General features: G+C 72.4%; 10 protein-coding genes. 6 read left to right on the top strand and 4 right to left on the bottom strand.

What is annotated here, in order from left to right; translation table 11 throughout:
• The first annotated feature begins 315 nt into the window (after positions 1-315).
• Positions 316-939 carry an NADPH-dependent FMN reductase gene (locus IE278_RS26920; RefSeq protein ID WP_189775859.1) on the top strand — a complete coding sequence of 208 codons (624 nt, stop codon included), beginning with the start codon at positions 316-318 and terminating at the stop codon, positions 937-939.
• 36 nt (positions 940-975) lie between these two features.
• On the opposite strand, the gene IE278_RS26915 is transcribed toward IE278_RS26920, so the two are convergent.
• Positions 976-1,863, bottom strand: a complete 888-nt coding sequence (locus IE278_RS26915) for an aminoglycoside phosphotransferase family protein (RefSeq protein WP_189775949.1) — start codon at positions 1,861-1,863, stop codon at positions 976-978.
• Positions 1,864-2,179: 316 nt separating this feature from the next.
• On the opposite strand from IE278_RS26915, the gene IE278_RS26910 reads away from it, so the two are divergent.
• Positions 2,180-2,608, top strand: a complete 429-nt coding sequence (locus IE278_RS26910; RefSeq protein ID WP_189775948.1) for a gamma-glutamylcyclotransferase family protein — start codon at positions 2,180-2,182, stop codon at positions 2,606-2,608.
• A 62-nt stretch (positions 2,609-2,670) separates the two neighbouring features.
• Here IE278_RS26910 and IE278_RS26905 read toward each other — a convergent pair whose 3' ends face one another.
• The 3 genes from IE278_RS26905 to IE278_RS26895 all read right to left on the bottom strand — a co-directional run bounded on the left by IE278_RS26905 (position 2,671) and on the right by IE278_RS26895 (position 6,268).
• A complete protein-coding gene (locus IE278_RS26905) occupies positions 2,671-4,839 on the bottom strand; it encodes a molybdopterin oxidoreductase family protein (protein ID WP_189775858.1) in 2,169 nt (722 codons plus the stop codon).
• A 256-nt stretch (positions 4,840-5,095) separates the two neighbouring features.
• Positions 5,096-5,395: a hypothetical protein gene (locus IE278_RS26900; RefSeq protein WP_189775857.1), complete on the bottom strand. Its 300-nt coding sequence runs from the start codon at positions 5,393-5,395 to the stop codon at positions 5,096-5,098.
• Positions 5,396-5,548: 153 nt separating this feature from the next.
• Positions 5,549-6,268, bottom strand: a complete 720-nt coding sequence (locus IE278_RS26895) for a SanA/YdcF family protein (protein ID WP_189775856.1) — start codon at positions 6,266-6,268, stop codon at positions 5,549-5,551.
• Between the two features lie 198 nt (positions 6,269-6,466).
• Between IE278_RS26895 and IE278_RS26890 the strand changes: the two genes are divergently transcribed.
• From IE278_RS26890 to dnaG, 4 genes are all read left to right on the top strand, one after another.
• Positions 6,467-7,243 carry a sirohydrochlorin chelatase gene (locus tag IE278_RS26890; RefSeq protein ID WP_189775855.1) on the top strand — a complete coding sequence of 259 codons (777 nt, stop codon included), beginning with the start codon at positions 6,467-6,469 and terminating at the stop codon, positions 7,241-7,243.
• Positions 7,244-7,355: 112 nt separating this feature from the next.
• Positions 7,356-8,714, top strand: a complete 1,359-nt coding sequence (locus IE278_RS26885) for a deoxyguanosinetriphosphate triphosphohydrolase (protein ID WP_189775854.1) — start codon at positions 7,356-7,358, stop codon at positions 8,712-8,714.
• Positions 8,715-8,829: 115 nt separating this feature from the next.
• Complete coding sequence (locus tag IE278_RS26880) at positions 8,830-10,095, top strand: NAD(P)/FAD-dependent oxidoreductase (RefSeq protein ID WP_189775853.1); 1,266 nt, start codon at positions 8,830-8,832, stop codon at positions 10,093-10,095.
• 56 nt (positions 10,096-10,151) lie between these two features.
• Entirely contained in the window at positions 10,152-12,062 is a 1,911-nt protein-coding gene (gene dnaG, locus IE278_RS26875) for a DNA primase (RefSeq protein WP_189775852.1), read from the top strand.
• Positions 12,063-12,213: the final 151 nt, after the last annotated feature.

Below are 12,213 nucleotides of genomic sequence, written 5' to 3'. Positions count from 1 at the left end.
TCCTCCGAGGGGGCGCGACCCGCGACACCGCCATGTGTCGCTGCGTCGGTCACGCCCTGCCCTACCGAGGTAAGTGGCAGTCGCGGGCACCCGCCTCCTGATGTCACGTCAGAAGTGCGGTGAACGGGTGTCAGACGGAAGCCGCGCGCGGCCAATCCGGGGACGTTTCAGCAGGTCACCGGCGTACGGGCGACGCCTCGGCGACAAGAACCCGAAGACGGCGGGCGGCACGTGTGAACGGGTGACCGGTACGCGCCGGAGTCCACGCGTCATCGGCTTGACCTCAAGTTTGGTTCAGGTGTGAGGCTCGGTCCCATGAACCCGACAGCGGACGTCTCCGCCCCTCTCAGTGTGTCTCTCCCGGCCCCCCTCAAGGTCGCCGTCATCGTCGGCAGCAACCGCGAGGGCCGCTTCGGTCCCGTCGTCGCGGACTGGCTCCTCGGCCGGTTCCGCGAACGCGACGACCTCACGGCCGAGGTCGTCGACACGGCCGATACGAGGCTGCCGACCGCCCTCTCCTACTCCCCGCCCCCCGAAGTGACCGCCGAGCTGGCCAAGGTCACGCCCAAGCTGGCCGCCGCCGACGCCTTCGTCGTCCTGACCCCCGAGTACAACCACTCCTTCCCGGCATCCCTCAAGGCCCTCATCGACTGGCACTACGAGGAGTGGCGGGCCAAGCCGGTCGCCTTCGTCTCGTACGGCGGGGTCTCGGGCGGCCTGCGGGCCGTCGAACAGCTCCGCCAGGTCTTCGCGGAGCTGCACGCCGTCACCGTCCGCGACACGGTGTCCTTCCACAACGCGGGCGCGTCCTTCGACGACGAGGGCCGCCACCGGGACCCCGCGGCGCCGGACGCGGCGGCGAAGGTGATGCTGGACCAGCTGGCGTGGTGGGCCTCGGCGCTACGGGACGCCAAGGCGGTGCGCCCGTACGGCAGTTGACCGACCGGGCAGTCACCCGGGCAGTCACCCGGCCTGTCACCCGGCGTCCGCGAGCGCCTCCGCCACCGCCCGGCGGCCCACGGCCGCGAGTACGGGATTGGTGACCCGGTAGTGGTGCGCGGCCGTCAGCCCGAAGTACAGGGCCCAGCCGCGCCCCCGGGCCCAGGTGTCGTCGTCGACGCCGGCGGCCTCGCGGAACAGGGGCCGGGTCCCGGCGTCGAACACGGCCCAGGCGGCGAGTACGTCGGCCGCCGGGTCGCCGGTGCCGAGCCCGCCGAAGTCGATGACCGCGCTGAGGCGGCCGTCCTGGGCCAGCAGATTGCCGGGCAGGAGGTCGCCGTGCAGCCAGACGGGCTCGCCGGTCCACCGGGGGACCCGCAGGGCGCCCTCCCAGCCGGCGGTCGCTTCGCTCGCGTCCAACGTGCCGTCGGCGCCCAGCTCACGGATCGCGGCCCGGACGTGCCGGTCGTCGGTGAGGGGCCCGCCACGCCAGGAGGGCGGCCCGCCCCCGGCGTCGACCTCCCGCAACGCGGCGACGAACCGCCCCAGCTCGACGGCGGCGTCGGCGAGCGCGGCGCCCCCGCCGAGCGGCCGGTCGTAGACGTTTTCGCCGTCCAGCCACCGGAACACACCCCACGGCAGCGCGTACCCCTGCCCGGGCGCGCCCTCCGCGAGCGGCACGGGGACGGCGAGCGGCAGCCGCGGCGCGAGCGTGGGCAGCCAGCGCTGCTCCTTCTCGACCTGCCCCGCGCCGCCGGGGCGCCGCGGCAGCCGTACGACCATGTCGGCGCCGAGCCGGTACATGGCGTTGTCGGTCCCGGCGGACGCGACCTTCACCACGGACAGCCCGGCCCACCCCGGAAACTGCTCGGCGACGAGCCGCCCGACGAGCGCCCCGTCGATGTCGAGTTCGTCGGGGTGCATCTTGGGGGCTGTCTCGACGCACCCGGCCAGGTCGTCGCTGTACGTGGACTTGCGATAGCGGAACGCGGGCACTGTTCAGGGCTCCTTGCCGAGGGTGTGGAGGAATGACACGGAGTCTCGCTCAGCTGATCGTCGGGCACGTGGCCGACCGGTGGGGCGTGGACACGCTGACCGTCGGCAGGTCCGTCTGGTGCGAACTGGACCTCTTACGCGTGGAGTTCGCACCCGACGGGGGCGCGGCCGGATCGCACGACACGCACGCGGTGGCGGCTGACCGGACCTCCCGTCGTGGTGGGCGGACGTGCGAGGAGCAAGAATCGTTACGGTGAGCCAACTGCCGTTCTTCGTCTACGGGACGCTGCTGCGAGGCGAGAGGAACCACGACATCTTCCTTCGTGGCCGCACACTCTCGGAGACCCCGGCGATCCTCACGGGCGCGCTGCTGTACGACGGTCCCGGCTACCCGTACGCCGTCGAGGCACCCGAGGAAGGGGGCGTGGTCCACGGCACCCTCGTCACAGCGGACCCCGCCGAGTACACCCAACTCCTGGCCGCACTCGACCACTTGGAGGAGTACACCCCCGGCAACCCGGCCAACCTCTACGAACGAGTGGCCAGAGACGTGACCCGTCTGACGGACGCCACACGCATACGAGCCTGGGTATACGTGGCCGCCCCAGCGGTAGCAACAGAACTAAGAGCGACCGGCACCCTCATCAACAACGGCAACTGGCACCCCCTCTAGGGGCCCGGGGAACGGCGCAGTCTTTCGCCTTTCAGGGGCGCGGGGAACGGCGCAACCAGCCCTCACCGCCCGCCGCGTCCCGCCACCCGCTCCACCCGAACCGCACACGCCTTGAACTCCGGCATCCGCGACACCGGATCAAGCGCGGGATTGGTCAACGTGTTGGCCCGCCCTTCCCCCGGCCAGTGAAACGGCATGAACACCGTGTCGGCCCGGATCGCGGTGGTGATCCGCGCCGGCGCCACCGCCCGCCCCCGCCGCGACACCACGGCCAGTGGTTCCCCCTCCACGACCCCCAGCCGCTCGGCCAGCCGGGGATGCAGCTCCACGAACGGACCGGGCGCGGCGGCGTTCAACTCGTCGACGCGCCGCGTCTGCGCACCCGACTGGTACTGGGAGACGACCCGCCCCGTGGTGAGCAGCACCGGGTACTCCTCGTCCGGCTCCTCCGCCGGCGGCCGATGGTTCACGGCGACGAACCGGGCCCGCCCGTCGGGCGTGGCGAACCGGTCGAGGAACAACCGGGGCGTACCGGGATGCACCCCGCCCGCACCGGCACCCGCACCGGCAGGGGCACCGGCACCGGCGGCGACCCCCGTCGGACCACCGGGCTCCTCCGCGGGACACGGCCAGAACACCCCGTTCTCCTCCGCCAGCCGCCGATACGTGATCCCCGAGTAGTCCGCGGCCCCACCCGCGCTCGCCCGCCGCAGCTCCTCGAAGACCTCCTCCGGGTCCGTGGGGAAGCCCTTCTCCACACCCAGCCGGGCGGCGAGTTCACGTATCACGTACAGATCGCTGCGGATGCCCTCCGGAGGAGTGATCGCCTGCTTGCGCAGAAGCACCCGCCCCTCCAGGTTGGTCGTCGTGCCCGTCTCCTCGGCCCACTGCGTGACGGGGAGCACGACATCCGCGAGCGCCGCCGTCTCGGACAGCACCACGTCGGCGACGGCCAGGAAGTCCAGCGACCGCAGCCGCTCCTCGACATGGGCGGCCCGGGGCGCGGACACCACCGGGTTCGAGGCCATCACCAGCAGCGAGCGGATGTCCGTACCCATGGCGTCGAGCAGTTCGTACGCGCTGCGCCCGGGCCCCGGCAGCGAGTCGGGGTCGACACCCCAGACCTCGGCCACGTGCCGCCGCGCGGCCGGGTCGTCGAGCTTGCGGTAGCCGGGCAACTGGTCGGCCTTCTGCCCGTGTTCACGCCCGCCCTGCCCGTTGCCCTGTCCGGTGAGGCAGCCGTACCCGGAGAAGGGCCGGCCCGCCCGCCCGGTCGCCAGGCAGAGGTTGATCCACGCGCCGACCGTGTCCGTGCCCTTGGACTGCTGCTCGGGCCCGCGCGCGGTGAGCACCATCGCGGACTCCGGCTCGCAGAACATCCGCACGGTCTCGCGGAGTTGGGGAACGGACACCCCCGTGATCCGTTCCACGTACTCCGGCCAGTGCGCCATCGCCGCGGCCCGCGCCTCCTCCCAGCCGCTCGTGCGCTCCTGGATGTACGCCTCGTCCGTACGCCCCTCCGCCACCACCAGGTGCAACAGCCCGAGCGCCAGGGCGAGATCTGTGCCGGGCCGCGGCGCGAGATGCAGGTCGGCCTGTTCGGCGGTACGGGTGCGGCGCGGATCGATGACGATCAACGTGCCGCCGTTCTCCTTCAGTTCCGTGAGGTAGCGCAGCGCGGGCGGCATCGTCTCGGCGAGGTTGGAGCCGACGAGGACGACACAGCCCGTCCTCGGGATGTCCTCCAGCGGGAAGGGCAGCCCTCGGTCCAGGCCGAAGGCCTTGATGCCGCCGGCCGCCGCGGACGACATGCAGAAACGTCCGTTGTAGTCGATCTGCGAGGTGCCGAGCGCGACCCGGGCGAACTTGCCGAGTGTGTACGCCTTCTCGTTGGTCAGCCCGCCCCCGCCGAAGACCCCGCACGCGTCCGGGCCATGTTCCGTACGCGTGCGGGACAGCCCCTCGGCGATCCGGTCCAGCGCCTCGTCCCAGCCGGCCGGGCGCAGCTCGCCGTCCCTGCGGATCAGCGGGGAGGTCAGCCGCACCCGGGAGGAGAGCAGCGCGGGCGCGGTGCGGCCCTTGCCGCACAGGGCGCCCCGGTTCACCGGGAAGTCGGCGCGTTCCGTCACCTCGACCACGCTGCCGCCGTCGCCGTCCGGCACGGGCGTCAGGTTCATGCCGCACTGCAGCGCGCAGTACGGGCAGTGGGTGGGCGTCACGGAGGTCTGCATACCGCCCAGCGTGCGTCGGACGTGTTACACGGCACGACGCACCCCGTTACGCGGCAGGCACGGGGACCTCCCCGCCGGCAGCGGCCGACCGTGAGGGCGCCCGCATGAGGAGGGGCGGCGGGCCGGGAGCACCCGCCAGTGCTCCCGCCCCACCGCCCGCCCGGAGACCGCGCTCACCCGGTCGCGCTCGCCCGGCCGGGCACGCGCGGCCACGCGCACCCGGCCCCGCACACCCGATCAGCTCGCGCGGCCCCGCTCAGCACTCGTACGCGTAGTACGGCTCGTCGCCCGCCTCCAGGCCGATGCGCCCGACCCCACCGGGTCCGATCTGGATACAGCTGGGGTCCCACCCGTCGACTTCGACAGAGGCGGAGATCGTGTGGCCGCACACGTTGTGGATGTCGGCCCAGCCCCAGCCGGAGGCGCCGAGCTTGGCACATCCGGGCTCGCGCAGCGACTCGTCGCTGTCCGCCGAGGCGGTCGCCACGGCACCGGGCACCGACAGCAGCGCGGCCGCCATGGCGGCGACGAAAGCGGTACGAAGTCCAGTCATCATGTGTCCTTCCATCAAGCCCGGTTGAAGGTCCGGGCTGCTGAAAAAGACACTATCCGTAGTCAGTTGACTACAGAACGCATCGACCCCGCTTTCACGCGGCAGGGTGAGCGACCGCCGCCAAACCCCGTCGGCGGCGTGACATCCCTCTCGTCGCTACTGCCCGGCAGACCGTTTGGCGGACGCCAACGCCCTTTCCACGCCCGGTTCTTGGGGTCCCAGGAACAGGGGGTCGGGCTCGAAGGCGGCGTCCAGGAGCGCCTTGCCCGCCGCGATCACCTCGCGGGCCCCGCCGTAGTACCAGGTGGTGTCGTGCACGGCGTCCACCCCGACCCCGTACGACGCCACGCCCGCCTCCTGGCACAGCGCGACCGCCCGCCGGATGTGGAAGCCCTGGCTGATCAGTACGGCCTCGTCCACGCCGAAGATCTTCTTGGCCCGTACGCAGGAGTCCCAGGTGTCGAAGCCGGCGTAGTCGCTGACGATCCGCCCGTCGGGCACACCCCGCTTCGTGAGATAGGCGCGCATGGCGTCCGGCTCGTCGTAGTCCTCGCGGCTGTTGTCGCCGGTGACCAGCACCACCTGGATACGGCCGGACCGGTACAGCTCCGCCGCCGCGTCCAGCCGGTGCGCGAGGTACGGGGACGGCTCGCCCTGCCACAGCCCGGCGCCGAAGACGACCGCGACCTCGGTGCGCGGCACGTCCGCCGCGGTCCGCAGCCGGTCGCCCGTGACCGCGTACATCCAGGTCGCGGGGAGCAGCGCGAGCACACACCCGGCCATCACCGCCTGCACGGCCCGGCGCTGCCCGGTACGGGTACGCGGCAGCCGCGGTCGCAGGAACTGCGGCAGTCGCGGACGTCTCGGACGACGCATGGGACGGTCCCTCCCCGGGTGGCCTCGCTCCGGGAGACGCGGCACACGGTCATCCGGTTCACTCCGCGCAGGGCGCGACACCTCACACGGCACCTCGTCCGGCACCTCACACGGCCGCGCACCCCACCGTGAAGCCCCGGAAAAGCCCCGTGACGGCGGCGCAACGGGGTAGCAACCTCCTGCCTGCACCCTTGACGCATGACGGCGCACCTCATGAACCGGAACAGAAGCAGTCGGCTCGGCACCCGGCGTCCCGCCCCGCCCGCGCTCGTCCTGGTGGGCCACGGCAGCCGCGACCCGCGCGCCCTGAGCACCGTACGGACCCTCATGGAGCGGATCCGTGAGCTGCGCCCCGGTCTGCCCGTGCACCTCGGGCACATCGAGCTGAACGAACCCCTGCTGCCCGACACGCTCGCCGCCCTCGGCACCGGTGACGCGGTCCTCGTACCGCTGCTGCTGAGCCGCGGCCACCACGTCAAGCGGGACATCCCGAAGGCCGCCGCCGCCTCGTCGGCGCACACCCGGATCGCCGGTCCGCTGGGCCCGCACCCGCTGCTCGTCGAGACGCTGTACGAGCGGCTCGTCGAGGCCGGCTGGCGCACGCCGGACGCCGCCGAGCGCCGGACGAGCGCGGTCGTGCTCGCCGCGGCCGGCTCGCGCGACCCCGACGCGGCCGTCGACACCCGCCGCACCGCCGGGCTGCTCGCGGACCGCCTCGGCGTACCCGTCGTACCCGCGTACGCCTCCGCGAGCGCACCCACGGTCGCGGCCGCCGTACGCGCGTTCGCCGCGCGGGGCCGCCCCCGCGTCGCGGTGGCCTCGTACTTCACGGCCCCCGGCCGTTTCGCGACGGAGTGCGCGGCGGCGGCCCCCGGCCTGGCATCGCCCCCGCTGGGTGCCCACCCGGCAATGGCCCACCTGACTCTGCACCGCTACGACGAGGCACTGACCACCACCCTGGCAGCAACGGCTTAGAGGCACGGAAAACGGCGCAGCCCGTCGCCCTTCAGGGGTGCGGGGAACGGCGCAACCCCCCCACCCCCACCCGCACACCCCATTTGTCAGCCCCTCCGCTTACTGTCAAGACATGGAAGGCACCAGCACCGAAACCACCCGCCCCCGGCAGACCCAAGAGCACCGGTCCGACCCCCCGGCCTACAACCCCAAGTCAGTGGCCCGCTGGGCCACCGAGCCGGACAAACGCCCCGGCCGCACCGCCTTCCAGCGAGACCGCGCCCGCGTACTGCACAGCTCCGCCCTCCGCCGTCTCGCGGGCAAGACCCAGGTGGTCACCCCCGGCACACGCAGTCAGGTCTGGGACGCCAGCCCCCGCACCCGTCTGACGCACTCCCTGGAGTGCGCCCAGGTCGGCCGCGAGCTGGGCGCCGCCCTCGGCTGCGACCCCGACCTCGTGGAGGCGGCCTGCCTCTCCCACGACCTGGGCCACCCGCCGTTCGGGCACAACGGAGAACAGGCGCTGAACGAGTTCGCCGAGGACTGCGGCGGCTTCGAGGGCAACGCCCAGTCGCTCAGACTCCTCACCCGTATCGAGCCCAAGCGCTTCGTGCGCGGCGCGGCCGTCCCGGCGGCGGCCCTCGCGGACGGTGACGGCCTGGTCAGCGTCGGCCTCAACCTCACCCGCGCCACCCTCGACGCCGCCACGAAGTACCCCTGGCCGCGCGGCGCCCACCCCACCGACCCGCACTCCCCGAAGTTCGGGGTCTACGACGACGACCGCCCCGTCTTCGACTGGATCCGCGAGGGCGCCCCCGGCACCCGCACCACCTTCGAGGCCCAGGTCATGGACTGGGCCGACGACGTGGCGTACTCGGTGCACGACGTGGAGGACGGTCTGCACGCGGGGCACATCGACCCCGGCTGCCTGCACGCGGAGCCCGAGCGCCAGGAGATCTTCCAGGTCGCCGTCGGTCGGTACGTGGCGGCGGACACCGACCCCGCGGAGCTGGCCGAGGCCCTGGACCGGCTCCTGGCCCAGCAGTGGTGGCCGAACGGCTACGACGGCTCGGCCGTCGCCCAGGCCCGGCTGAAGGACGCCACCAGCCAGCTCATCGGCCGGTTCTGCCTCGCCGCCGAGAGCGCCACCCGCGCGAGGTACGGGACGGGCAGGCTCACGCGGTACGCCGCCGAGCTGGTCGTCCCGCGCGCGGCGCGCCTGGAGTGCGCGGTCCTCAAGGCCGTCGCCGACCGGTACGTCATGCAGCGCGCCGAGCAGGAGCTGCTCCGCGCCGACCAGCGGATCGTCGTCGCCGAGCTGGCAGAGGCGCTCACCGCGCGGGCGCCGGAAGGCCTCGACCCGCAGTTTCGGGCCTTGTTCGACGAGGCGTGCGACGACCGGGCCCGCAAGAGGGTGATCGTCGACCAGATCGCCTCGCTCACGGACGCCGCCGCACGATCACTGCATGCGAGGCTCAGGGTGCAGATGTGACGTCCGGAGGGGGCGGAAGTGACCCTGCGTGGCCTGAAGGGGCCGCTCCCTCTTCCCCCATCACCCTGCGTGCGGGACGCTCGCAGGTGGCGACACCGTAACGAGGAGGCATCAAGTGGTCGACGCAGATCAGACATTCGTCATCGTCGGAGGAGGCCTGGCCGGCGCCAAGGCGGCCGAAACGCTCCGGGCGGAGGGCTTCAACGGCCGGGTGATACTGATCTGTGACGAACGGGACCACCCGTACGAACGGCCGCCGCTGTCCAAGGGATACCTGCTCGGCAAGGAGGAGCGCGACAGCGTCTTCGTCCACGAGCCCGCCTGGTACGCGCAGAACGACGTCGAGCTGCACCTCGGCCAGACCGTCGACGCGATCGACCGGACCGCGAAGACCGTCCGCTTCGGTGACGACGGCACACTCGTCCACTACGACAAGCTGCTGCTCGTGACCGGCGCCGAACCGCGCCGCCTCGACATCCCGGGCACGGACCTCGTCGGAGTCCACCACCTGCGGCGCCTCGCCCACTCCGAGCGCCTGAAGAACGTACTGGCCGCCCTCGGCCGCGACAACGGCCACCTGGTCATCGCGGGCGCGGGATGGATCGGCCTGGAGATCGCCGCGGCGGCCCGGGAGTACGGGGCCGAGGTCACCGTCGTCGAGCCCGAGCAGACCGCGCTGCACGGCGTCCTCGGACCCGAGCTGGGCGAGATCTTCGCCGACCTGCACCGCGAGCACGGCGTCCGCTTCCACTTCGGCGCCCGCCTCACCGAGATCACCGGCCACGACGGCATGGTCCTGGCCGCCCGTACCGACGACGGCGAGGAACACCCCGCGCACGACGTCCTGGCCGCGATCGGCGCGGCCCCGCGCACCGGCCTCGCCGAGGCGGCGGGCCTGGAGCTCGCCGACCGGGCGCACGGCGGCGGCATCGCGGTCGACGAGCGGCTGCGCACCTCCGACCCCGACATCTACGCCGCCGGTGACGTGGCCGCCTTCCCCCACCCGCTGTTCGGCAAGCAGCTGCGCGTCGAGCACTGGGCGAACGCGCTGAACGGCGGCCCGGCCGCCGCCCGAGCGATGCTGGGCCGCGCAACGACGTACGACAGGGTGCCCTATTTCTTCTCCGACCAGTACGACGTAGGGCTTGAGTACTCGGGCTGGGCGCCCCCGGGGACGTACGACCAAGTGGTGATCCGGGGAGACGCGGGCAAGCGCGAGTTCATCGCCTTCTGGGTGAAGGAGGGGCGCGTGCTCGCCGGGATGAACGTCAATGTGTGGGACGTCACAGAACCGATCCAGCAGCTGATTCGCACGGGGGTGCAGGTGGACACCGAGGCGCTCGCGGACCCGCACGTTCCGCTGGACAGCCTGGTCCCATGACCGACGGAGGGACTCGGGGGGACTCCGCTGTCACACCGTCCCCGTAGACTCGGCGCGTGGCCGGCAGGATCAACGACGAGGACGTGAAGGCGGTTCGGGACGGGGTCCCGATCGACGCCGTGGTGTCCGAGTACCTCCAACTACGCAACGCGGGCGGCGGAAACCTCAAGGGACTGTGCCCGTTCCACGACGAGAAGTCGCCCTCCTTCCAGGTCAGCCCGAGCAAGGGGCTCTTCCACTGCTTCGGCTGCCAGGAGGGCGGCGACACCATCACGTTCGTGATGAAGGTCGACCACCTCACCTTCTCGGAGGCGGTCGAGCGCCTCGCCGGCCAGGCGGGCATCACCCTTCGTTACGAAGAGGGCGGGTACAACCCCTCCCACCAGCGCGGCGAGCGGATCCGCCTGGTCGAGGCCCACCAGGCCGCCGCCAAGTTCTACGTCGAACAGCTCGACACCGGCTCCGAGGCCGACGCCGGCCGTACGTTCCTCGCGGAGCGCGGCTTCGACCAGGCTGCCGCCACGCACTTCGGTGTCGGCTACAGCCCCCAGGGCTGGGACCACCTCGTCCGCTATTTGCGCGGCAAGGGCTTCACCGACAAGGAACTGCTGCTCTCCGGCCTCGCCCAGGAGGGCCGCCGCGGCCCCATCGACCGCTTCCGCGGCCGGCTGATGTGGCCGATCCGCGACATCGGCGGCGACGTCGTCGGCTTCGGCGCCCGAAAGCTCTACGAGTCGGACAACGGGCCGAAGTACCTGAACACGCCCGACACGCCGATCTACCGCAAGTCCCAGGTCCTCTACGGCATCGACCTCGCCAAGAAGGACATCGCCAAGAGCAGCCGGGCCGTCGTCGTCGAGGGCTACACCGACGTGATGGCCTGCCACCTCGCCGGCATCACCACCGCCATCGCGACCTGCGGCACCGCCTTCGGCAACGACCACATCAAGATCCTCCGACGGCTCCTGATGGACAACGGCTCGGCCCGGGTGATCTTCACCTTCGACGGGGACGCGGCCGGCCAGAAGGCCGCCCTGCGCGCCTTCGAGGACGACCAGAAGTTCGCCGCCGAGACCTACATCGCGATCGCCCCCGACGGCATGGACCCCTGCGACCTGCGCCTCGCCAAGGGCGACGCGGCCGTCGCCGACCTCGTCGAACCGCGCACCCCGCTCTTCGAGTTCGCCCTGCGCCAGATCATCGCCCGCTACGACCTGGAGACCCCCGCGGGCCGCGCCGCCGCGCTCGACGAGTCCGCGCCCGTCGTGGCCCGCATCAAGAACAGCGGCGCCCAGCACGAGGTCGCCGTCCAGCTCGCCGGCATGCTCGGCATCCTCGACACGCAGTTCGTCGTCAAGCGGGTCGCCCAGATGGCCCGCTGGGCCCGCGACCGCGGCGGCAAGGGCCCCGCGCCGACGGCCAACGGCCGCCCCCCGCAGCAGCAGTACGAGACCAGCGGTCCCAGACCCCCCTCCGGCCCGGCCCTGACCCTGCGCAACCCGGTGTTCGCCACCGAGCGCGAACTGCTCAAGCTGGCCCTGCAGCGCCCCGACCTGGTCTCCCCGGCCTTCGACGCGTACGGCGTGGACGAGTTCACCGCCCCGCCGTACGCGGCCGTCCGCGAGACGATCATGGAGGCGGGCGGCGCGGAGTACGGCGTCCAGGACCCGCAGGAATACCTCGTACAGGTCCGCGAGGCCGCCCGGGACGACGTGGTTCGCGCCATGGTCACGGAGCTGGCCGTCGAGGCCATCATGCGCAAGACCGTCGACGAGGCCTACGCCGGCGAGCAGTTGGTGACCGTCCGCAGGCGCGCCGTCGAGCGCCGGGTCCGTGACGTCCAGGGCGCACTCGCGCGCGCCAGCGCGCAGGGGGACCCGGCCCAGCTGGCCGCCGTGCAGAACGAGCTGTGGGTGCTCCAGCAGTACGACCAGGCCCTGCGCGAAAAGGGCCCGGCCGCGCTCTGAGCGGGCCGACGGACCGGTTCCGCATCGGCGCGGACCGGCCGCCCGGGGAACATGCCAGATCAGGGCACGGCGAGCACACGCACTTTCCGCGAGGGTAACCACGCAGTCACGGACAGGACTCAAAAAGTCACCGCACGCCCCTCGTGGCGAG

This window comes from Streptomyces tauricus (assembly GCF_014650955.1).
GTDB classification, from domain to species: Bacteria; Actinomycetota; Actinomycetes; order Streptomycetales; family Streptomycetaceae; genus Streptomyces; species Streptomyces tauricus.
This window is presented reverse-complemented; position numbering and strand designations above follow the sequence as displayed.